A 23,448-nucleotide genomic window follows, 5' to 3' on the forward strand; every position below is an offset into this window, starting at 1 on the left:
AGAATAAGTAACTTGCCACTTCAACATAAACCATCGCCGTAAACAAACCTACGCAGAAAGCTGTTAATGGAAGAAATTCGCATCCGGGGTGCACGCACGCATAACCTCAAAAACATCAATCTCGACCTGCCGCGCAATAAACTGATCGTGATTACCGGCCTGTCCGGATCGGGCAAGTCATCACTAGCTTTTGATACGCTCTACGCTGAAGGTCAGCGACGCTATGTTGAGTCGTTATCATCGTATGCGCGCCAGTTTCTGCAGTTGATGGAAAAGCCCGATGTCGACCTGATCGAGGGCCTGTCGCCCGCGATTTCTATCGAGCAAAAAGCCACTTCGCACAATCCGCGTTCCACCGTCGGCACCGTCACCGAAATCCACGATTATCTGCGCTTGTTGTACGCCCGCGTTGGCACACCGTATTGCCCGGATCATCCGGAAAAACCGCTGGCTGCACAATCCGTGTCGCAAATGGTCGATGCGGTACTGGCAATGCCCGACGAGACCAAACTAATGATTCTGGCGCCGGTGGTGGCGAACCGCAAGGGCGAGCACGTTGACCTGTTTGAAAACATGCAAGCGCAGGGATTTGTTCGGTTCAGGATTCAAAGCGGCACTAACAAAGCCAAGATATACGAAGTCGACGATCTGCCAAAGTTAAAGAAAACCGAGAAGCACACTATCGATGTGGTGATTGATCGGGTCAAAGTAAAAGACGACATCAAACAACGTCTGGCAGAAAGTTTTGAGACGGCATTACGTTTGGCCGACGGACGCGCGATTGCGCTCGAAATGGATGGCGGCGCAGAACATATATTCTCGAACAAGTTTGCCTGTCCAACTTGCGGCTACTCGTTGCAAGAATTGGAACCACGCCTGTTCTCGTTCAACAACCCAATGGGCGCTTGCCCCGAATGCGATGGTCTCGGTCATATTGAATTTTTCGATCCTAAGCGGATCGTTGCGTTTCCTAATCTATCGCTCGCCAGCGGTGCCGTAAAAGGCTGGGATCGACGTAATCAGTTTTATTTCAATATGCTGTCGAATCTTGCCGCGCATTATGCGTTCGATCTCGATATGCCATTTGAAAAACTGCCCGAAAAAGCGCGTCAGGTGGTGCTGTATGGCTCCGGGCGCGAGACCATTCCGTTCACTTATATTAACGAGCGTGGCAAGGCTGTGATCAAAGATCACACGTTTGAAGGCGTCGTAAATAATTTACAACGTCGCTACCGTGAGACCGATTCGATGGCGGTCAAGGAAGAGCTTGCCAAATTCATCAACGAGAAAGAATGTCCATCCTGTCACGGCGCGCGTTTGCGAATTGAAGCGCGCTTCGTTAAGGTCGGCAACGGTAAGCAAGAGCGCGCCATTTACGAGGTGGCGGCGACGCCTTTGCGTGAGACTTTGCATTTCTTTGAGAAGCTGAAACTAACTGGCGCGAAAAAGGAAATTGCGGACCGCATCATCAAAGAAATTATTTCACGCCTGACGTTCCTCAACAATGTCGGTCTGGATTATTTATCGCTGGAACGCAGTGCCGATACCTTGTCCGGCGGTGAAGCGCAACGTATCCGTCTGGCATCGCAAATCGGTTCCGGCCTGACCGGGGTCATGTACGTTCTCGATGAACCATCCATCGGTTTGCATCAGCGCGACAACGACCGCCTGATCGAAACGCTGCGTCATCTGCGCGATATCGGCAATAGCGTATTGGTTGTCGAGCACGATGAAGATGCGATCAGGACCGCCGATTATGTGGTCGATATGGGTCTTGGCGCTGGCGTCCATGGCGGCGAAATCATTGCACAGGGAACCCTCGCAGAAATCCTCAAAAGCAAGAAATCGCTCACCGCCAAATATCTGAATGGCACGCTAAAAATTGCGGTGCCAAAGAAACGCACACCGGCCGATCCAGACCGCCAGTTCATCATCTCTGGTGCTAGTGGAAATAACTTAAAGAACGTGACAATGCGATTGCCGGTTGGCTTGCTGACTTGCGTTACCGGCGTCTCGGGTTCGGGTAAATCGACGTTGGTCAATGACACGCTTTATCATGCCGCATCGCGCCATTTATATGGATCGCAAGCGGAACCCGCAGCACACGAATCGATTAGCGGCCTGGAACATTTTGACAAAGTTATTTCTGTCGATCAGGCCCCGATTGGTCGTACGCCGCGATCAAACCCGGCGACATACACTGGTCTTTTTACGCCAATCCGTGATTTGTTTTCTGGCGTGCCAATGGCTAAAGAGCGCGGTTACAACGCTGGGCGTTTTTCGTTTAACGTCAAAGGTGGTCGCTGCGAAGCCTGTCAGGGCGACGGCGTCATCAAAGTTGAGATGCACTTTTTGCCAGACGTTTATGTGCCTTGCGATGTCTGTCACGGCAAACGTTATAACCGTGAAACGCTAGAGGTGCAGTACAAGGGTAAAAACATTACGCAAGTGTTGGCAATGACGGTCGAAGAAGCATACGAATTCTTCAAACCGGTGCCTGTGATTGCACGCAAATTGCACACGCTGCTGGATGTTGGGCTGGGTTATATCCGTCTCGGACAAAGCGCTACGACCTTATCGGGCGGCGAAGCGCAACGCGTCAAACTCTCGCTGGAATTATCCAAGCGAGACACAGGGCGGACCTTATATATTCTCGATGAGCCGACTACCGGACTGCATTTCCATGATATCGATTTATTGCTCAAAGTGATCCACCGCCTGCGCGACCAAGGCAACACCGTGGTGATCATTGAACACAATCTGGATGTTATCAAAACTGCTGACTGGCTGGTTGATCTGGGACCGGAAGGCGGGGCTGGTGGTGGTCTGATTATCGCGACCGGAACGCCGGAAGATGTGGCCAAAAATCCAGATAGCGTGACCGGCAAATACCTGGCACCTTTGCTGGAAAAATAAAAAATATTACTGGCACGCAAGAGGATAATAGTAGAAGCTGGCGGTATGGAGAGGGCAGCATGAAAGTTTGCTGCCAGCTTCCGCTGAAATGGACGGTCGCTAGCAACTTTCAATGGGCGATGGCGGCGTATTGTTAGCACTCCACTCCTCATTTTTTAGCCGGTCGCGCAAGCCTCAAACATAGGAATGTCGTAATGAATAGCAACAACCCACTCTCTGCACAACAGATTGCGGCATTTGAAACAGACGGTTTTTTAATCTTGCCACGCATGGTGTCGGCAGCAGATTGCGCGTATATGGCGACCGTTACTAACCAGCATTTGCGCGATGCGGTGGCCCCGTTAGAATACGAATCTGAAGTTGGCTATTCGGGCGCGCCTAAATCTATCGATAGCGTCGGCGGCCGCACCGCACGGCGCTTGCGGGATGCCTATCATCGTGATGCATCGTTCCGCCAGTGGGCGGTTAATCCGACGTTGGTGGCAATGCTTGCGCAGCTAATGGGCGAGCAGGTTTGCTTAACGCTGGCGCATCATAATTGCGTGATGACCAAGCACCCTGACTATGGCACTGCGACCGGCTGGCATCGGGATATTCGCTATTGGTCGTTTGTGCAGAACGCATTGATTTCGGTATGGTTGGCACTGGATACCGAGACCGAGAATAATGGCGGGCTGCGCCTGATTCCTGGTTCACACAGATTTGACATACAACCATCTCAGATGGATGGCCTGGATTTTCTGCGACCGGACGTTGCTGACAATCAGGCATTATTTGCACAAGGAATTCCCTTACACCTGAACTCGGGCGATGTGGTTTTTTTCCACAGTGGCCTGTTTCATGCTGCGGGTAGAAATAATAGTCAGGCAGTTAAAGAGTCCGTGGTATACGCCTACCACGGCATCAGTAATCCACCAGTGCCGGGCAGTCGCTCGGCTACAGCAGAGGACATCGTTCTAAGCAGCAATCAAGGCGACTAGCGACTGGTGCCCTCGCCGCAAACAGGTCGGCTATTGCGCACTCAAGGTTGCCGTTTTCGCCGCACCTGGCGTTGTCAGCAAAGGCGTTGCGTTCCGGCCTGCGTCGGACAGAATAAATTGCGTAACGGTGTCAAGCACCGGTGCCAGCCCCCGCAGCGGACGTGAGATTGCACCGACCAGCGTGGCGTGGCCAACATGATCGAAATATTGTTCCGTCACCGGCACGTTAGCGGCCCGCAATGCAGCGGCCAGACCACCGGTATTGCGGCGGGGATTCACTAGATTGTCCGAGTTGGCGGCAATCAATAGTGTCGGCGGCGCTGTCGAGGAGATGTGGTTGATGGGTTGCGAATCAACCGGCGAATTGGGAAAGAAAAATACCGGGCGTACACCGCGATTTTCAATCGGCAGAAAATCGTACGGCCCCGCCAGACCGATCCATCCTCTGAACACGGCTGGCGTTAAATTAACCTCTGCCAGCCAGCGCGGATCGAGTGCAACCATCGCAGCATTGTAAGCACCGGAGCTATGGCCCATGATATATAGCCGCTTCGGATCGCCGCCATATCTGGCTACTTCCTTTACGCTCCACGCGACTGCGCGAGCGCCATCTTCTAGAAAAGTGGGATAACGCACTTCCGGGTATAGCCGATAGTCGGCGACAACGGCCACTATGCCGCGTGAAGCCAGGGCCTCCCCGACAAAGGCGTAGTCGCCGCGCTCGCCACTACTCCAGCTACCGCCATAAAAAAATACGACAACAGGTGCCGCAGCATGCATATTTTTAGGCGTGTACACATCTAGCTGGTTGCGAGGATAAGGGCCGTAAGTAATATCGCTGGTCTTTGTATAGGTGCTGTCTGTAGTCAGCGCGTTGATCGCGGTGAGTGGCGAACAGGCAACGGTAGTCGCTAAGGCTAGCGCAACGGTGCAGCAGATGAGCACAATTTTGGTGAAAAGGACCATCGTTTTACTCTCCGTAGAGTTAGTCATTTCACCGCACCGAATGGCGGCTTAACTTGAGCTGGACTTCTGTATACGCGCCAAGGGATCAAATGGATTCGTTTCCCGCATAAAACCCCTTTGGTGATAATACATCTGAGGCTGGCTAAGTATTCAGGCCCCATAAACCACGTATTTAGCCAGCAAATAACCGTTCTTCGGCCTTGGCAATCCCCTTTACCGCGCCGCGCAGGATCACAATGTCGCCACTTTGCAAGACAGTATCGGGCGTAATATCCATACGTCCCTTACCGCGTCGGACACTGCTGATTTCTGCCCCTAATTTTGCCAGATCTAATGCCGCCAGTGACTTGCCGACCGCTTTTGCACCCTCTGGCAAGGTGACCGAATGCAGTCTTTCCTGCAAGTAATCTTCAATGTCGGTGGCGTCGCCTACGCCATGAAAATAGCCCCGCAATGAGGCGTAACGTTCGTCGCGCGAGGCTTGCACCCGATGCACCACCCGCCGTAACGGGACGCCCAGCATTACCAAAGCATGGGAGGCCAGCATCAGGCTGCCCTCCAATGCTTCGGGCACTACTTCAGCGGCACCGGCGGCGCGCAATTTATCCAAATCGGTATCATCGTAACTGCGCACAATTACGGGCAAATCCGGCGCTAGTTCATGCACATGGTGCAGCACGCGCAAGGCCGATGGCGTACTGGCATAGGTGATCACCAGCGCGGCGGCACGATGTATCCCGGCTGCGACCAGACTCTCGCGTCGCGAGGCGTCGCCGTAGGACACCTGCGCACCGGCACCACGGGCCTCGATAACGCGGTCAGGGTCGAGATCAAGCGCGTGGTAGCCAATGCCCTCCTCCTCCAGCAAGGTCGCCAGACTTTGACCGCTGCGACCAAAGCCGGCGATGATGACGTGCTTTTTGGTCGCCATGGTGCGGGTTGCCAATTGCGTGAGCGCCAGCGATTGCATCATCCACTCGTTGGCGGATAGCTTCATCACAATGGCATCTGATTTGTTCAGAATAAACGGCGCTGCCAGCATGGATAGCACCATCGACGCCAGGATGAGCTGGATCAACAATGGGTCCATCAGATGCAAGCCGCCGGCCTGACTTAACAGCACAAAACCGAATTCACCCGCTTGCGCCAACGCCAGACCCGTACGCAAGGCAACCCCGGTGGTTGAGCCAAAGATTTTTGCCAGCACAGCGATCAAGCCAAATTTAAGCAGCACCGGCCCGGTTAGCAACAGCAATACCAGCCACCAGTGTTCAATAACAAGGTGGATGTTCAACAGCATGCCGATGGTAATAAAAAACAAGCCGAGCAAGACGTCCCGGAAGGACTTGATGTCCTCTTCCACCTGATGCTTGTATTCGGTTTCTGAAATCAGCATGCCGGCGATAAAAGCCCCAAGCGCCATCGACAGCCCGGCGCGCTCGGTAATCCATGCCGCGCCGAGCGTAATCAGCAGCAAATTGAGCATAAACAACTCTTGCGAGCGTCGCCGCACCACGATCTGAAACCAGCCGCGCATGAGCTTTTGCCCGATGAATAGCAACAGCACCAGAACAATCACCGCCTTGGCGCTGGCCCATCCTAGCGTGGCCGCAAGATTGCCGGAATTTTTAGCTAACGCAGGGACGATGATCAGCAATGGCACCAACGCCAGATCCTGAAATAGCAATATCCCGATGATGCGACGCCCGTGTTCGGTCTCCAGTTCCAGTCGCTCGGTGAGTAACTTGGAGACGATGGCGGTAGACGACATAGTCAGCGCCGCGCCCAATGCAAACGCCGCCTGCCAGCTGATATTGGTTAACTGCGGCAAGATATAAGCCACCGCCCACCCGAACAACATGGCTGCGCCAATGGTCAATATCACTTGTGCCATGCCCAGCCCAAAAACAATCCGACGCATTGCAGACAGTTTGGATAGCGAGAACTCCAGCCCGATCGAGAACATCAGAAACACCACGCCAAATTCCGCCAGCGCATGTGTGGTCTCGTTGTCCTCGGCAAAACCGAGAGCATAAGGGCCAATAATAATGCCCACCGTCAAGTAGCCCAGCATCGGGGGCAAATGGAACATCCGAAAAGCCACGACCCCCAAAACGGCAGACCCGAGCAACAAAATAGTAAGTTCCAATCCAGAAAGCATGCTTACTCAGTTCATGGTTAATTGACAATAAAGTGTTTATGTTGGCTGCGCTGCCACCAATATGTTGTATCACAATCCCAATGACATCCTGACGGAGCGGACAAAATTTCGCTTGACGGACATATTTATACCTCAGAAATCGATAGCAAAATGCCAGCGTGGTTTTACCTCCTTTGTGCGCTGAACCGCTAAATGGTCAAATACGGGGCCGCTCTCCTTAAGATTTTTCTCTAAAAAAACAGACATTTCCTGGCCTTGATGCGTGTTTGTCTCCTACCTATCACCGATATAAAAACTGATAATCCTTGGGTTGATTCATGCGGTCTTTTACTTTTAAAGACTTCCCATGCGCCACCTCCGAGTAAATCAAATAGATTTTCAGTCGCTTTGAGCGGTTAAAAATCGTTCTCCGATTTTATTACTAACACCTTACCTCGCGCCAATGCAATGCCCGCTAGCGCCAGCAACTATTAAGAAGATTGTAACCCGCATGAAACCCACGTTCACCAGGCTATTGTTGTGCGCCACGATAGGCGCGTTATTCTCCGGGCCGTTACAGGCAAAAGAAATTGAGCCGACCAGCATTACCGTATTGTTACGCAGCACCCTTGCGTCCTTAGAGTCGAACGAAAAATTACCAAAGAGTACGTCCAGGGCGCTGGCACAGCTTGAGCAAATCGCGCCGCGTCTGGATCCGATATTTCCGGTTCCGCTGACTTATTCTCAGGGCGACATCGCCGCGATGGAGCGGCACAACCTAACCCGCTATTACAAGATAGACACCAGCGACAAATCAAAAGACGCAGTGCAGGAAATGCTGACAGGATTAAAAAATAATCCTCTGGTAACTTCGGCCCAGATTACACCGGCACTGGGAACACAAGAGGATGCAATTTCTGTTGTACCGTTAGCAAAACCAGGCACTGTACAACACGGCTTTCCTGACTACACTTCGCAACAATATTATAAGAACGGCCTGGCCCCTCAAGGGGGATTTATGCTCGGCGGTTTAAATTCTATTGCCGCACGTGTCTACCCTGGCGGTGACGGAGAATATGCCCGCGTGATCTCCACTGAATGGAGTCATTGGTCTTACACCCACGTTGACTTGCCCCGCCCGTTCATTGAGCACGGTGATACTGGCGATAGCACCCCCGACTATCACGATACGAGCAGCGCCGGCATCATGTTCTCAAAAGACAATGGCTTTGGCACTACCGGATTTGTCCCAAAAGCGCAGGCAGGTTATAGCCAGTTCGATCACCCTGAGGGCAGCAGCTTATTTAAACTGGCGCAGCATTTGCAACCCGGTGATGTGGTCCAGGTAGGGATACATGTCCGCGCGCCATTACCTATTCCCATGGACGTCTGCGACAAAGAAGACCGAAATGCCTGTTTTTTGCCGGTTGAGGCTGCGCACTCCGTTGCGGACGAAATTAGTTACTTAACGCAAGAGAAAGGCGTGCACGTCATTATTGCCGCCGCCAATGGCAATATCAATCTGGATCATCCTTATTTTAAAGGTCAATATGACCGGAAGCGCTATGATAGCGGCGCGATTTATGCCGGTGCAGCAGACCCAACCAATGGCATCAGAGCGCATTTTTCAGAGCATGGCAGCCGGGTTGATCTGTTTAGCTGGGGCTGGAATGTCACCACAACATCTTGCGATGGCGTAGATTGCGCAGAAGATATGTATACGGATTCTTACAGCGGCACCTCTGCCTCTAATCCGATCATTGCGGGTGCTGTCGCACAAGTACAAAGTATTGCGTTTGCCCATGGCCTCGGTGCGATTCCACCTAAAAAAATGCGCCAGGTGTTAGTAGACACGGGGCATCCATTGCCCTTTCCTGATCCACAACGTCCGGTTGGTATGCAACCCGATGTAGAAGCTGCGGTGAAATTTTTATTGAATGAAGATAAGCCACCGGTCGTGGTGGAACTACCGCAAGCAATTATTGCGGCCGATAGTACCGATGTCGTGGCACCTACAAGTGGCACGATTAGCTTTGCGCTGGACGGTAGCGACAGTAAAAACGCCGTCAAATATCAATGGGCGAAATTGCGTGGCTCTACTCTGCTGACGGACATGGAAGAGTCGATTGCAAAAGTCTTTGCGCGACCGGATGATCATGGTGAAAATACCTATCAACTCACCGTTACCGGTAAAGACGGCAAGCAAAGCAGTGCCACTATCAATATCACGATTGTCGCACCTGTCGTCAATATCAGCGGCGCCACAGCGATAGTAGCCGGGCAAAAAGCCAGCCTGAAAGCACAAGCAAACTTTAGCGGTGCATACAGCTGGACTGTCCTCAATGCTAACGGTCAGCAAGTCATGCAAGGGACGCAGCAGGCGTTAAGCCTGTCAACCCTCTCGGCTGGTAATTATAAAATCACCGCGCATGTGGCTAGCCCTAATGGCGAACGCAAAATCAGCGCACAACACAACCTCACGGTCAAAAACGCAGAAGTAAGCCATCCGCCGACCGTGGTCATCAGTGGCCCGAATCAGGCAACCGCAGGCACTTCAGTAACATTAGATGCTTCTGGTTCAAGCGCTGGTAACGGCGGAACATTAAGCTATAGCTGGACGGTATCGCCGCAAGCGCCATTCACTACCAATGGCGCGCGACTCACTTTCACGGCACCGGTACTCACGGAAGATGTCGCGTATGTTTTCACAGCGACCGTCAGGGACGGCAAGCTGAGTGCGCAGCAGGACCATCTGGTGATGGTTGAGGCCGAGGATGTACCACCATCACCACCACCACTTCCTGTAGAAGAATGCAAGCCGTTATGGAAGCAAGGACCGGCGTATCAGGGTGGCGATCAGGTGCAGCACAACGGTCGCATCTATCGGGCGATGTGGTATACCACCCGCGAACCGGGCGACCCGGCAACTACCGATACCATCGGTCAGGGCTGGGGTTTTGAATGGGCGGATAAAGGGGCCTGCACTAAATAAACGGTTGACTCTACATCTGTCCAACCCGCGTTATCTCAATGTGGGTGCGTGCAGCTAAACATAGTCTCGGTAGAGAAATCTACCTTTTCATTCAATGCCCGGTGCCATGCATCCGGGCTTTTTTTATAAAAGGAAACTTTCTTATTGGCTTCAACTGCTCGGTTCGAAATAGTCAGCTTCCGTAACCGGAAGTATTTTGGCTTAAGATTTTTCTCTAAAAAAACAGATATTTCTTAACTTCGACGAGTATTTACCCTCTATCTCTCATCGATACAAAAACTCATAATCCCTTAGTTGATTCATGCGGTATTTGACCGTTGAAGATTTGCTATGCACCACCACCGGGAGTAGTTAAAACAGATTTTTGGTCGCATTAAGCGGCTAACAAATTTCTCTCCGATTTTGTGACTAAAGCCACCTTAACCTTGCGCAATGCGGTGCCTGCCACCGCCAGCAAACCACTAGTAAAGATTGTCACCTTCATGAAACCCACGTTCACCAAGCTATTGTTGTCCGCCACGATAGGCGCGTTATTCTCCGGGCCGTTACAGGCACAAGAAATTGATCCCACCAGCATTACGGTGTTGTTGCGCAGTACTCTTACATCATTGGAGTCGAGCGAAAAATTACCAAAAAATACGGCCACAGCGCTAGCGCAACTAGAGCACATCGCGCCGCGTCTTGATGCGACCTTTCCAGTCCCGATGACCTATTCCAAGGACGATATCGCCGCGATGGAACGGCATAACCTGACACGTTATTACACCATAGACACCAGCGAAAAATCAAATGCAGCAGTGCAGGAAATGCTGGAAAATTTAAAAATTAATCCGCTTGTGGTGTCGGCTCAGATTACACCGGTGCGCGCAAACGAAGACCAACTGGTTTCTGTATCACCGGTAAAAAATAGCGCCGAAAAAACAATTTCCGGGGCAAACGGTTTCCCTGATTACACCTCACGTCAGGATTATAAGCAGGGCTTAGAGCCTCTTTCATGGTATGACCTCGGTGGAGTAAATTCAATTGCCGCACGCGCCTATCCTGGGGGCGATGGTGAATATGCCCGCGTTATTTCGAGCGAATGGAGCCATTGGTCTTACGATCACGTTGATTTACCGCGCCCGTTCCTGTCACATGGCGAGGAGACTACGGATCGTACTCCCGACAATCACGATACCGCTAGCGCCGGGATCATGTTTTCCAAAGATAATGGGTTCGGTACCACCGGGCTTGTTCCCAAAGCACAGCCAGGGTATAGCAAATTTTCTCAGCCTGGCGGCGGTAGTTTATTTTCTCTGGCGCAGGTTTTGCAGCCCGGAGACGTGGTGCAGATCGGAGTAGGTTTTGGTCCTCCAGCATTGCCAGTGGACTTATGTGATAAAGCAGATCAAACCAAATGCCATCTACCGATTGAGTCTGTGCATTCGGTAGCGGATGAAATTTCTTACTTAACGGAAGAAAAAGGCGTACACGTCATTATTCCTGCGTCGAATGGCAATCTCAATCTGGATCACCCATTTTTTGAAGGTCAATATGACCGAAATCGATACGATAGTGGCGCTATTTATGCCGGCGCAGCGAATCCCGCTACAGGAAGAAGATCCAGTTTCTCAAATTACGGCAGCCGGGTTGGTCTGTTTAGTTGGGGCGGCAAAGTTACCACAACATATTGTAATGGCGTAGATTGCGCTAACGATACGTACACGCACGGCTTTGGTGGTACATCCTCCGCTAGCCCAATTATTGCGGGCGCTGTCGCACAAGTACAAAGCATTGCCTTTGCCCACGGGCTGGGAGCGATTTCCCCTAAAAAAATGCGCCAGCTATTAATCGATACCGGGCATCCATTGCCGTTTCCTGATCCACAGCGTCCGATTGGTATGCAGCCCGACGTAGACGCTGCGGTGAAGGTGTTACTGAACGAAGAAACGCCTCCACCACCGCCAGTCGTGATCGGTGCACCGGAAGCGATTATCGCGGTCACTAATACCCAGATTGTTGCACCAACGAGCGGCGCTTTTGGCTTTCCACTGGATGGCAGCGGCAGTAAAAATGCGGTCAAATACCAATGGGCGGAACTGAGCGGTTCTACTCCTCTGATCGATATGGAAGATCCGATTGCAAAAGTCTTTGCAAGGAAATACGACATTGGTGAAAATACCTATCAACTCACCGTTACCGGTAAAGACGGCAAGCAAAGCAGTTCCACTATCAACATCACGATTGTCGCACCTGTCGTCAATATCAGCGGCGCCACAGCGATAGTAGCCGGGCAAAAANNATACAGCTGGACTGTCCTCAATGCTAACGGTCAGCAAGTCATGCAAGGGACGCAGCAGGCGTTGAGTCTGTCAACCTTAATCGCCGGAACTTACAAGGTCACCGCGCAGGTGACGAGTCCTAATGGCGAACGTAAGGTCAGCGCAAAGCAAAACCTTACGGTCAAAAACGCAGATGTAAGTCATCCGCCGACCGTTGTCGTCAGTGGCCCGACCCAAGCGACCGCAGGCACTTCGGTGACATTGGACGCGACTGGTTCAAGCGCCGGTAACGGTGGAACGTTAAGTTATAGCTGGAAGGTATCGCCGCAATTGGCATTCAATACCAACGGTGGACAACTGACGTTCAGCGCGCCGACACTGACGCAGGATGTGACGTATGTTTTCACGGTCACTGCCAATGACGGCAAGTTGAGTTCACAGCAAAACCATTCGGTGCTGGTTGAAGCCGAGGACGTACCACCACCACCACCACCACCACCACCACCACCACCACCACCGGCGGGAGAATGCAAGCCGTTATGGAAGCAAGGACCGGCGTATCAGGGTGGCGATCAGGTCCAGCACAATGGTCGCATCTATCGGGCAATGTGGCATACCAGCCGCGAACCGGGCGATCCGGCTTATACCGACACTACTAATCAGGGGTGGGGTTTTGAGTGGGCAGATAAAGGTGCCTGTACTAAATAAACAGTGGGGTCGTATTCTGAGTGAACTGCGTAATTTGAATGCGGGTGTACACAGTTAAGCAGTCTCGGTGGAGAAATCCACTTTTTCATTCAATGCCCGGTGCTATGCATTCGGGCATTTTTTATGCAATGAAACTTTCTTATTGTCCCAAGTCGCCCTGCCTCGCATAGTCAAATGGCGTTACCGGAAACGTTTGCGCTTGAGAATTTTCTCTACAAAAAACAGCCATTCTCCAGACGAGCAAGCGTGTTTGTCCTCTGCCCCACAGCAACGCAAAAACCGATAATTCCTGGACTGATCACTTAACCCTTGCGCCGACGCAATGCCCGCTAGGGCTAGCAGCCCATTCAAGAAGACTATCACCCTCATGAAACTCACCAGATTATTATTGTGCGCCACGATAGGCGCGTTATTTTCCCTGCCATTACAGGCACAAGAAATTGATTCGACCAGCATTACCGTGTTGTTACGCAGCACGATTACATCATTAGAGTCAAACAAAAAATTACCAGAAAATACGGCTACGGCGCTGGCACAACTGGAGCAAACCGCGCCGCGTCTGGAGGCGATATTTCCTGTCCCGGTAACCTACTCCGAGGAAGATATCGCCGCGATGGAACGGCATAATCTGACCCGCTATTACAATGTCGACACCAGCGACAAAACAGCCGATGCCGTGCATGAAATGCTGACGAAATTAAAAAATAATCCGTTGGTGGAGTCGGTCCAGATTACCCCGGTGATCGCAAAGGATGAACTGATTTCCGTTTTACCCGTAGCAAAAACAGATGTGAAAAAAATGATCGCTGGTCAAAATGGTTTCCCCGACTACACCTCGTTCCAGCATTACAAACACGGTTTAATCCCTGAAGCTGGATATAAAATCGGTGGTGTAAATTCCATTGCCGCACGCGCTTACTCTGGCGGCGATGGTGAATATGCCCGCGTTATCTCCACTGAATGGAGTCATTGGTCTTACACCCACGTTGATTTGCCCCAACCGTTTATGGTGCATGATGAGACTGGCTTTAGCACCCCGGACCAACACGATACGCGTAGCGCTGGCATCATGTTCTCAAAAGACAATGGGTTTGGCACTACAGGGATTGTCCCAAAAGCACAGGCCGGTTACAGCCAATTTTCTCGTCTCGGGGGACGTAGCTTATTTAGACTGGGAAAGTTTTTGCAACCCGGTGACGTGGTACAGGTTGGGATACAGGTCCATGCGCCATTGCCCATTCCCATGGATGTCTGTGACAATGAAGACCGGAATTATTGCTTCTTGCCGGTTGAGGCTGCTCGCTCCGTTGCGGACGAAATTAGCTACCTAACGCAAGAAAAAGGTGTGCACGTCATTATTGCTGCGGCCAATGGCAACATCAACCTGGATCATCCTTATTTTGAAGGTCATTATGATCGAAATAAATATGACAGCGGCGCGATTTATGCCGGTGCAGCGGATCCGACCAATGGCATGCGAGCGGATTACTCAGAATCCGGCAGCAGGGTTGATCTCTTTAGTTGGGGTTGGAATGTCACCACGACAAATTGCGATGGCGTATATTGCGCCGAAGATAAATACACGGATTCGTACGGGGGTACATCTGCCGCCAATCCGATCATCGCGGGCGCTGTCGCACAAGTGCAAAGTATTGCGTTTGCCCATGGCCTCGGTGCGATTCTCCCTAAAAAAATGCGCCAGGTGCTAGTACAAACAGGGCATCCTTTGCCTTTCCCTGATCCCCAGCGTCCAATCGGCATGCAGCCTGATGTAGACGCTGCAGTAAAGTTTTTATTGAGTGAAGACAAGCCAATAGAAGAAACCCGCCCGCCGACAGTTGTCGTCAGTGGCCCGACCCAGGCGGCCGCAGGCAATTCGGTGACACTGGATGCATCCGGTTCAAGCGCTGATAACGGCGGCACGTTAAGTTATAGCTGGAAAGTGTTACCGCATTTGGAATTCAATACTAGTGGCGCGCAACTCACTTTCACAGCACCGGCACTCACGCACGATGTCACGTATGTTTTCACGGTGACTGCTAATGACGGCAAGTTGGGATCGCAGAAAAATCATTCAGTGCTAGTGAAAGCTGATGGCGCACCACCAACACCACCGGTGGAAGAATGCAAACCGTTATGGAAGCAGGGAACGGCGTATCAGGTCGGCGATCTGGTGCAACATAAGGGGCGCATCTATGAAGCCATGTGGACAACCAGCCGCGAGCCGGGCGATCCGGCGTACACCGACACCATCGATCAGGGTTGGGGTTTTGAATGGACAGACAAAGGCGCCTGTAGTAAATAAACACCCTTTTTTATTCAATGCCCGGTGCCATGCATCCGGGCATTTTTTATGGAATAAAACTTTCTTATTGCTCGAAGTCGCCCTGCACTAAAAAGTCAAATTCCGTTACCAGGAGTCTTGACGCTTAAGAATTTTCTCCATAAAAAATAAACATTTTCTTGCCGTCAAAGCGTGTTTGTCATCTCCCCCTTAGCGCTACAAAAATTGATAATTCATGTGTTGATTCATGCGTCTTTTCACCACTGAGACCTGTAACGCACCGCCCAAACAGATTTTATAACGTAAGCCATTACAACCTTGCACCGCTGCGATGCCCGCTAGCGCCAACAACCCATTAATAAAATTGTCACCATTATGAATTCCACGATCACCAAACTATTATTGTGCGCCACGATCGGCGCGTTATTCTCTGGACCTTTGCAAGCGAAGGAAGTTGACTCATCCAGCATTACGGTGTTGTTACGCACAACCCTTACCGCATTAGAATCAAATAAAAAATTACCAGAAAATACGTCCACAGCGTTGGCGCAACTAGAGCACATCGCACCACGTCTTGATGCTATCTTCCCGATCCCGATGACGTATTCCAAGGATGACATCGCCGCGATGGAGCGGCATAACCTGACCCGCTATTACAAGGTAGACACCAGCGACAAAACTACCGATGCCGTGCAAGAATTACTCACAGAGTTAAAAAATAATCCGCTGGTGGAGTTAGCGCAAATTACGCCGATACGCGTGAATCAGGACGATATGATTTCAGTATCACCGTTAAAAAAACCAGACGCGAAAAAAGTGCTCGCCGGGGAACACGGCTTCCCTGACTACACCTCGCTTCAACACTATAAACATGGCTTAATTCCTGAAGCGGGATATAAACTCGGCGGTTTAAATTCGATTGCCGCGCGTGCTTATCCGGGCGGTGATGGTGAATATGCCCGCGTCATTTCGACTGAATGGAGTCATTGGTCTTACACGCACGCTGATTTGCCCCGCCCGTTCATTGAGCATGGTGACACTGGGGATAGCACCCCTGACTTTCACGATACAGGCAGCGCCGGCATTATGTTCTCAAAAGACAATGGGTTTGGCACCACAGGATTTGTTCCTAAAGCGCAGGCAGGTTATAGCCAATTTGATCATCCCGAGGGCAGCAGTTTATTTAAACTGGCACAGCATTTGCAACCCGGAGACGTGGTCCAGGTCGGCATACACTTTGGGGGCCCAACAATGCCACCGGAAGCATGTGATAGGGAAGATGAGGGTTCTTGCTTTTTACCGGTTGAGTCCGTTCGTTCCGTTGCGGATGAAATTTCTTACTTAACAGAAGAAAAAGGCGTGCATGTCATTATCGCTGCGGGCAATGGTAGCGTTAACCTGGATCATCCTTTTTTTGAAGGTCAGTATGACCGGAATCATTACGACAGCGGCGCAATTTATGCCGGTGCAGCGGATCCGACCGAGGGCAACAGAGCGTCTTTCTCAGAATACGGGAATCGAGTTGATCTCTTTAGTTGGGGCTGGCATGTCACCACGACATCTTGCGATGGCGTAGATTGCGCCGAAGATTTGTATACGCATACGTTCTCTGGCACATCTTCCGCTAATCCAATCATTGCGGGCGCTGTCGCACAAGTACAAAGTATTGCGTTTGCCCACGGCCTGGGAGCTATTCCACCGAAAAAAATGCGCCAATTATTAGTAAAGACAGGACATCCTTTACCGTTCCCTGATCCACAACGTCCGATTGGCATGCAACCTGATGTAGACGCTGCGGTGAAGTTTTTATTGAATGAACAAAATCCGCCTGTTGTAGTGGATGTACCGGAAGCGATTTTAAGCGCCGATGTTATTCACACTGTTGCGCCAACCGGTGGCACCATTAACTTTGCCCTCGACGGCAGCGAAAGCAAGGGCGCAGTAAAGTATCAATGGGAACAATTAAGTGGATCTACTTCATTGATCAATGTGGACCAATCGATTGCAAAGGCCGTTATGAAAGCCAATGAGGTTGGTGAAAACACCTATCGACTGACCGTTACCAGCGCAACCGGCAAGCAAAGCAGCGCCATTCTCGCATTAACGATAGCGGCCCCTGTCATAAAAATCACCGGGCCCACATCAATAATGGAGGGAGAATCAACCACCCTGACAGCACTAGCAAACTTTGCTGGCAACTATATCTGGGTAGTTTACAACGCAAGCGGTCAGGTAGTTATGCAAGGGAGGCGTCCAGAATTAAAATTGCCGCCTTTAACGGCTGGCATTTACAGGATAACGGGGAGCGCTGAGACCCCATATGCTGAACGTAAGGTCAGCGCAGAGCACAACCTGACGATAAAGAAGCCAATTGAAACCGGCCCGCCAACCGTTGTTGTCAGTGGCCCCACGCAAGCCACGGCAGGCACTTCGGTAACATTGGATGCTTCTGGTTCTAGCGCTGCTAACGACGCGCCGTTAAGTTATAGCTGGAAGGTGTGGCCGCAATTGCCGCTCGCCGCCGATGGCGCACAGGTCACTTTCACGCCCCCAGCGTTAACCCGACCGGTAGAGTATCTTTTCACCGTCACCGCCAGCGATGGCAAGCTGACTTCGCAGCAATACCATTTTGTAATGGTTGAAGCCAGCGGCACCCCGCCACCAGCCCCCGTAGAGGAATGAAATTTGCGATGCAAGAAGAATAGGCATACCGGGGGTCAATAAAGAACGGTCGCATCTGTCGGGCCAAGGGTACGCTCAGGGCGCGGCGGCCAATCAAGTTCATACCGACACCGTTGATCGGCGTTGAGGTGGTGATCGACGGCGCCATGCGTTCTGTTATTTCTGGCATTGCATAGTTAGACCTCGACCCTCCCCACTGATTCACAAAGCAGCCTGATCTAGTACATTGCCAATTTGCAACAAAATAAGTTTGTAAATCTCCCTCCATGACAGCTCTGTGTTGTAAGTCGGTATTAATTGCACCCGAATGACACTGGCAAGTTTTTTGCTTTAGGAATTCGTTTATACTTTCCAGATGAGTCTAAGCCAATCCAAAATCTTGCCAAATTCTTTCAATGCTCGCCGTGCGCTTGAACTCGCATGCCAAACGCTGCAAATCGAAGCTGACGCAATAATCGCCCTAAAAAATCGTTTATCTGAATGCGCTCCCGAAAGCGCACTCTCATCGCGTAGCGCCATCAGCCCGGCCAGTCAACTTACCGCCGCCACGTCTTTTACCGAGGCAGTAGCACTGTTACTTCAGTGCAGCGGTCGTGTCGTCGTCTCGGGAATAGGCAAATCAGGCCATATCGCCCGCAAAATTGCGTCCACGCTAGCATCGACCGGCACGCCAGCCTTGTTCATGCATCCTGCGGAAGCGGCCCACGGCGACTTGGGGATGGTGACGGAAAATGATGCTTTTATCGCCATTTCTAACTCCGGCGAAACCGCTGAGTTGATGGCCATCGTACCCATCATCAAACGGATGGGTGCGACCTTGATTGCGATGACGGGTAACGACGCATCCAGCCTTGCTAAGTTGGCAACCGTGCATCTCAACGTCGGTGTAGATAAAGAAGCGTGTACCCTCAATCTGGCACCGACCGCGAGCACCACCGTCACGTTAGCGATGGGCGACGCTCTGGCGGTCTCGCTGTTGGACGCGCGCGGGTTTCGCGAAGAAGATTTTGCCCGCTCGCACCCCGGTGGCGCGCTTGGTCGTCGGTTGCTCACACATGTGTACGATGTAATGCGCAGCGGAGACGGCATTCCCGCGGTGACCGCGGACGTTTCGCTATCGGCTGCCTTGCTCGAAATTACCCGCAAAGGTATCGCCATGACCGCCGTTGTAGACGATCAGTTTCGTCCTGTCGGCGTGTTCACCGATGGGGATTTACGACGTTTGATTGAACATGTACAAGATTTTTCCAAACTTACCATTGCCGACGTGATGCATCCCAATCCACGCACCGTAGGCCCCAATCAACTGGCCGTGGATGCTGTACAGATAATGGAAGAGCACCGGATTAACCAGTTACTGGTAGCAGATAAAGACGGCAAGTTGGTAGGTGCCCTGCATATCCACGACTTGACCCGTGCTAAGGTGATTTGATGGCACTCACCAACACTATTACCGCGACGATCAGCGTTTCTTCTGAAGTAACGACCCGCGCAGCGCGGGTCCGCCTGATGATTTTTGACGTCGACGGTGTGTTAACCGACGGCGGCATGCTGTTTGGCGCAGATGGCGAAGCGCTTAAACGTTTTAATGTACATGATGGATTGGGTATCAAACTACTGCAACAAGCCGGCATCGCCACCGCGATTATCAGCGCACGCACATCGGCCATTGTCAGTCGCCGCGCCAGTGATCTTGGCATCACGCACGTGTATCAGGGCGCACACAACAAAAATCTGGCGTTCGCAGAATTGTTGACCCATACCAGTCTGCGCGCAGAGGATTGCGGCTTTATAGGTGACGACATTATTGACCTGCCGATTTTGTCCCGCGCCGGGCTAGCTGTCAGCGTCCCCAACGGGCATCCCGAGGTGAAGTCCCGTGTGCACTATGTCACTCAGGCCAGTGGTGGTCATGGGGCCGCACGCGAGGTATGCGATCTCATTTTGCGTGCGCAAGGAAAGTACGAGGCCGCGCTGGCGCAGTATCTGACCGGTGTACCTTCGCTATAACTGTCTCATGAAAAACTTACGCTCAACCTTTCGCCTGCGCTTCATGCTGCTATTGGCAGCATGCGTGGCGCTGACTCTCGGCAGTTTCTGGATAATGGAAGTGATGCGCAAGAATACCGAGCAATTGCTGCCCAGTGCGCCGCGCGTGGCCCCCGACTATTACGTTGAAAATTTTAACTACGTGCAGTTGGCGCTGGACGGCAAACCGCGTTATAACATCTCCGGGCAGCGCTTGACGCACAATCCAGCCGATGATTCGTTCGATGTGAATCTTCCCGTGATTCGTAGCCTGGACAAATTGCGGCCACCGATGACACTACGCTCTAACACCGCAAAAATCACCGATAACAATAGCAAAGTTGACATGTTTGGTAACGTCAACGCAGATCGTCTGGGAACGCCGACTTCCTCCAAATTCCATTTACAGACGGAATATCTGCGGTTGTTACCAGACGATGACATCATGACGAGCGACAAAGCGGTCGCCATCACGATTGATCAATCCCAAATGAACGGCGTCGGTATGTACGCCAATAATGCGACACAAGAATTGCGACTTTTAGGTAATGTGCGCGGCACCTACCGCGCCGCGATACCCCGCAAAACCAAATAACCAATTGACTGTCGGATAATGCCCTTGCGCCGTTATCCCTTTTCAGGATTTTTATGAAACGTATTCTTTTTTTATCGCTTCTGGCACTGCAACTGACGTGCATGTCGATCGCCCGGGCCGAGAAGGCCGATGCCGACAAACCATCCAATGTAGAAGCAAACCAATTCACGCTGGATGACGTAAAACAGGTCAAGATATTTACTGGCAAGGTCATTTTAACGCGGGGCACACTGATCATGAAGGCCGATAAGGTGGTCGTCACGACGGACCCATCCGGCTATCAGTTTGCCACCCTGTACGCTGCGCCGGGCGGTCTTGCCACCTTTCGCCAGAAGCGTGATGGCGGCCCCGACTTATGGATTGAGGGTGAAGCAGAGCGGATTGAATACGACGATAAAACTGAAATCGTTAAACTGTTTTCAAAAGCCCAGATGCGTCGCCTGCAAGGGACCAAAGTCACAGATGTCGTTAACGGCCAGTTTATCTCTTACGATAGTCGGGTTGAGTTCTACTCGGTTAATAATGATGTGTCCGGCACCAGCCAGCCGGGTGCGGGCCGCATCAAAGCTGTCATCCAGCCGAAGAGTAAATAAGATGACCACATCCAGCACATTGATTGTCAACGGATTAGAAAAAAGCTATGGCGCGCGCCAGGTTGTCCGTGACGTGTCGCTAAAAGTGAAAAGCGGCGAGGTGGTCGGTCTGCTCGGCCCAAACGGCGCCGGCAAGACCACCTCGTTTTACATGATCGTCGGCCTGGTGCCCTCTGACGGTGGAACGATCGATCTGGATGGCGCAGACATATCGCGCTTACCGATTCATAAACGTGCAGTAATGGGGCTATCCTATTTGCCGCAAGAAGCGTCGGTGTTCCGCAAACTGACGGTCGAAGATAATATCCGTGCAGTGCTGGAGTTGCAGCGTCCAAATGGCAAGCCACTGACCAAAGATGAAATTTCGGAAAAGCTTGAGTCGTTACTGCAAGAACTCCAAATCGAGAAACTGCGCGAAAATCAGGCTTTGTCCTTGTCCGGGGGAGAGCGTCGGCGGGTGGAAATCGCACGCGCCCTGGCCACCAACCCGCGCTTCGTGTTACTCGACGAACCTTTCGCGGGTATTGATCCGATTGCGGTCATCGAAATTCAACGCATTGTCCGCTTCCTTAAAGAGCGCGGTATCGGCGTCCTGATCACCGACCATAACGTGCGTGAGACGCTCGGCATTTGTGACCGGGCATACATCATCAACCAGGGCAGTGTGCTGGCCAGTGGCAGTCCAGACGACATCATCGCCAATGAATCGGTGCGACGGGTTTATCTGGGCGAACATTTCCGCATGTAACGGATAGCCCGCCACCATGAAACAATCTCTCCAACTACGTACCTCCCAACATCTTGCACTAACACCGCAGTTGCAACAATCTATTCGATTGTTGCAACTGTCCACGCTGGAGTTGCATCAAGAGCTGGAGCACATCTTATCCGACAACCCGTTGCTGGAACGTCTCGACGATCCGCTGGATAATTCGGTCAGATTGCTAGCCGACGGTGCCATCAGCTCAACCGCTTCGACCATGGACGCACCGACGGGAGACAGCGAAGTCAGCAGTTCGCCTATCGAGCCAGAAGCGAGCAGCGAGGCCCCGGAGGGCGGCGATACCAGTCAGGAAAACCCTAACAACGACAGTGAGTGGAGCTTCGACGACGTCGCCAAAACTTCCAAGGCACCTGACGACGAGGATTCGCGCCCGCAACTGGAAGCGTACGAGTCGACGCTACGCGAACATTTGCTCAAACAGATGCGAGAGGCTGTCGAGCAGCAGCGCGATCGCGCGCTAATTGAACTGATCATTGATGCGCTCGATGAAAACGGCTATCTGGAAGAGTCGCTAGAGGATATTTTTGCGCGTCTGCCGGAGCAACTCGAGATCGAAATTGAAGAACTTTCGATGGCGCTGAACATGGTGCAGAGTTTTGACCCGACCGGTGTCGGCGCGCGCAACGCTTCAGAATGTCTGGCTTTGCAAATTAAGGCGTTTCCCACAGTGGCGTTTGTTACGCGCAGACTGGCGCTGACCATCGTTGAAAGTTATCTGACGTTGTTTGCCCAGCGCGACTTCAATAAAATCAAGAAAGCGCTGGAGTGCGACGATGAGGACTTGCGTGAAGCACAAGTCGTTATTAAACAATGCAATCCTCATCCCGGCGCCATTTATGCTGGCAGCACGTCGGACTATGTTGTCCCGGATGTCATCGTCAGACGCACAAAGAATGGCTGGCAAGTCATGTTAAACAATGACGTTATGCCAAGACTTCGCGTCAATGCGTTGTATGCCAATATTCTCAAGCAAAGTAAAAGCGAAGGATCGTTGACCTCGCAGTTACAAGAGGCGAAATGGCTGATCAAAAATATGCGCCAGCGCTTCGATACCATCCTACGTGTCGCGCAGGCAATCGTGGAACGCCAACGAAATTTTTTCTCACATGGGGCCGTCGCGATGCGACCACTTGTGTTGCGCGAAATAGCTGATACACTAGGATTACATGAGAGCACTATCTCACGTGTAACCACCCAGAAATATATGCTCACCCCTCACGGGATGTTTGAATTAAAATATTTCTTTGGCAGCCATGTTGCTACTGAGGCCGGTGGAGAGGCTTCCTCAACAGCGATACGTGCGTTAATCAAACAACTCATAGGAGCGGAAGATTCAAAAAGTCCTTTCTCTGACAGCAAGATTGCCGACATGCTTGCGGAACAAGGTATGGTAGTAGCACGTCGCACTGTCGCAAAATATCGCGAAGCACTAAGAATTCCGCCAGTCAATTTGCGTAAATCTCTTTAGCTGTTTGCTCGTTTGCACCAACGTCGCTGTGTTCTGATCGATTGATTCGAC

The 23,448-nt window shown here is 51.7% G+C and carries 14 protein-coding genes; 12 read left to right on the forward strand and 2 right to left on the reverse strand.

Annotated elements, in window-relative coordinates; all coding sequences use genetic code 11:
- Positions 1-66: 66 nt before the first annotated feature.
- Complete coding sequence (gene uvrA / locus HAV38_RS07705) at positions 67-2,916, forward strand: excinuclease ABC subunit UvrA (protein WP_168054077.1); 2,850 nt, start codon at positions 67-69, stop codon at positions 2,914-2,916.
- 194 nt (positions 2,917-3,110) lie between these two features.
- Complete coding sequence (locus HAV38_RS07710; RefSeq protein ID WP_168054079.1) at positions 3,111-3,896, forward strand: phytanoyl-CoA dioxygenase family protein; 786 nt, start codon at positions 3,111-3,113, stop codon at positions 3,894-3,896.
- Between the two features lie 30 nt (positions 3,897-3,926).
- On the opposite strand, the gene HAV38_RS07715 is transcribed toward HAV38_RS07710, so the two are convergent.
- Together HAV38_RS07715 and HAV38_RS07720 are read right to left on the reverse strand one after the other, a co-directional pair.
- Positions 3,927-4,889 carry an alpha/beta hydrolase gene (locus HAV38_RS07715; RefSeq protein ID WP_245182256.1) on the reverse strand — a complete coding sequence of 321 codons (963 nt, stop codon included), beginning with the start codon at positions 4,887-4,889 and terminating at the stop codon, positions 3,927-3,929.
- Between the two features lie 145 nt (positions 4,890-5,034).
- Positions 5,035-7,023, reverse strand: a complete 1,989-nt coding sequence (locus tag HAV38_RS07720; protein WP_168054081.1) for a monovalent cation:proton antiporter family protein — start codon at positions 7,021-7,023, stop codon at positions 5,035-5,037.
- Between the two features lie 490 nt (positions 7,024-7,513).
- On the opposite strand from HAV38_RS07720, the gene HAV38_RS07725 reads away from it, so the two are divergent.
- The 10 genes from HAV38_RS07725 (at position 7,514) to HAV38_RS07770 (ending at position 23,397) form a co-directional block, all read left to right on the forward strand.
- A complete protein-coding gene (locus tag HAV38_RS07725; RefSeq protein WP_168054083.1) occupies positions 7,514-9,994 on the forward strand; it encodes a PKD domain-containing protein in 2,481 nt (826 codons plus the stop codon).
- Between the two features lie 806 nt (positions 9,995-10,800).
- Entirely contained in the window at positions 10,801-12,963 is a 2,163-nt protein-coding gene (locus tag HAV38_RS07730) for a S8 family serine peptidase (RefSeq protein ID WP_425338687.1), read from the forward strand.
- A gap of 367 nt (positions 12,964-13,330) precedes the next feature.
- Positions 13,331-15,268 carry a S8 family serine peptidase gene (locus HAV38_RS07735; protein ID WP_168054086.1) on the forward strand — a complete coding sequence of 646 codons (1,938 nt, stop codon included), beginning with the start codon at positions 13,331-13,333 and terminating at the stop codon, positions 15,266-15,268.
- 354 nt (positions 15,269-15,622) lie between these two features.
- On the forward strand, positions 15,623-17,929 hold the full coding sequence (locus tag HAV38_RS07740) for a S8 family serine peptidase (RefSeq protein WP_168054088.1): 2,307 nt from the start codon (positions 15,623-15,625) through the stop codon (positions 17,927-17,929).
- A gap of 355 nt (positions 17,930-18,284) precedes the next feature.
- A complete protein-coding gene (locus HAV38_RS07745; protein WP_168054090.1) occupies positions 18,285-19,361 on the forward strand; it encodes a KpsF/GutQ family sugar-phosphate isomerase in 1,077 nt (358 codons plus the stop codon).
- Positions 19,361-19,939: a 3-deoxy-manno-octulosonate-8-phosphatase KdsC gene (gene kdsC / locus HAV38_RS07750; RefSeq protein WP_168054092.1), complete on the forward strand. Its 579-nt coding sequence runs from the start codon at positions 19,361-19,363 to the stop codon at positions 19,937-19,939. The genes HAV38_RS07745 and kdsC overlap by 1 nt, the downstream gene beginning before the upstream one ends.
- 7 nt (positions 19,940-19,946) lie before the next feature.
- Positions 19,947-20,552 (forward strand): LPS export ABC transporter periplasmic protein LptC, encoded by a 606-nt coding sequence (gene lptC, locus HAV38_RS07755; protein WP_168054094.1) that lies wholly within the window; start codon positions 19,947-19,949, stop codon positions 20,550-20,552.
- A gap of 53 nt (positions 20,553-20,605) precedes the next feature.
- Positions 20,606-21,145, forward strand: a complete 540-nt coding sequence (gene lptA, locus HAV38_RS07760) for a lipopolysaccharide transport periplasmic protein LptA (RefSeq protein ID WP_168054096.1) — start codon at positions 20,606-20,608, stop codon at positions 21,143-21,145.
- A 1-nt stretch (position 21,146) separates the two neighbouring features.
- On the forward strand, positions 21,147-21,893 hold the full coding sequence (lptB, locus tag HAV38_RS07765) for an LPS export ABC transporter ATP-binding protein (protein ID WP_168054098.1): 747 nt from the start codon (positions 21,147-21,149) through the stop codon (positions 21,891-21,893).
- 16 nt (positions 21,894-21,909) lie between these two features.
- Entirely contained in the window at positions 21,910-23,397 is a 1,488-nt protein-coding gene (locus tag HAV38_RS07770; RefSeq protein ID WP_168054100.1) for an RNA polymerase factor sigma-54, read from the forward strand.
- Positions 23,398-23,448 lie beyond the last annotated feature (51 nt).

It is taken from the genome of Glaciimonas immobilis, from assembly GCF_011947285.1.
Classification (GTDB): Bacteria; Pseudomonadota; Gammaproteobacteria; order Burkholderiales; family Burkholderiaceae_D; genus Glaciimonas; species Glaciimonas immobilis.

What these genes read in the sequence shown, in the direction of transcription:
- lptC (WP_168054094.1), top strand. Translation starts at nt 19,947, where the DNA reads ATGAAAAACTTACGCTCAACCTTTCGCCTGCGCTTCATGCTGCTATTG.
- HAV38_RS07715 (WP_245182256.1), bottom strand. Translation starts at nt 4,889, where the DNA reads ATGACTAACTCTACGGAGAGTAAAACGATGGTCCTTTTCACCAAAATT.
- HAV38_RS07740 (WP_168054088.1), top strand. Translation starts at nt 15,623, where the DNA reads ATGAATTCCACGATCACCAAACTATTATTGTGCGCCACGATCGGCGCG.
- lptA (WP_168054096.1), top strand. Translation starts at nt 20,606, where the DNA reads ATGAAACGTATTCTTTTTTTATCGCTTCTGGCACTGCAACTGACGTGC.
- kdsC (WP_168054092.1), top strand. Translation starts at nt 19,361, where the DNA reads ATGGCACTCACCAACACTATTACCGCGACGATCAGCGTTTCTTCTGAA.
- HAV38_RS07735 (WP_168054086.1), top strand. Translation starts at nt 13,331, where the DNA reads ATGAAACTCACCAGATTATTATTGTGCGCCACGATAGGCGCGTTATTT.
- HAV38_RS07720 (WP_168054081.1), bottom strand. Translation starts at nt 7,023, where the DNA reads ATGCTTTCTGGATTGGAACTTACTATTTTGTTGCTCGGGTCTGCCGTT.
- uvrA (WP_168054077.1), top strand. Translation starts at nt 67, where the DNA reads ATGGAAGAAATTCGCATCCGGGGTGCACGCACGCATAACCTCAAAAAC.
- HAV38_RS07725 (WP_168054083.1), top strand. Translation starts at nt 7,514, where the DNA reads ATGAAACCCACGTTCACCAGGCTATTGTTGTGCGCCACGATAGGCGCG.
- HAV38_RS07770 (WP_168054100.1), top strand. Translation starts at nt 21,910, where the DNA reads ATGAAACAATCTCTCCAACTACGTACCTCCCAACATCTTGCACTAACA.
- HAV38_RS07745 (WP_168054090.1), top strand. Translation starts at nt 18,285, where the DNA reads ATGAGTCTAAGCCAATCCAAAATCTTGCCAAATTCTTTCAATGCTCGC.
- HAV38_RS07710 (WP_168054079.1), top strand. Translation starts at nt 3,111, where the DNA reads ATGAATAGCAACAACCCACTCTCTGCACAACAGATTGCGGCATTTGAA.
- lptB (WP_168054098.1), top strand. Translation starts at nt 21,147, where the DNA reads ATGACCACATCCAGCACATTGATTGTCAACGGATTAGAAAAAAGCTAT.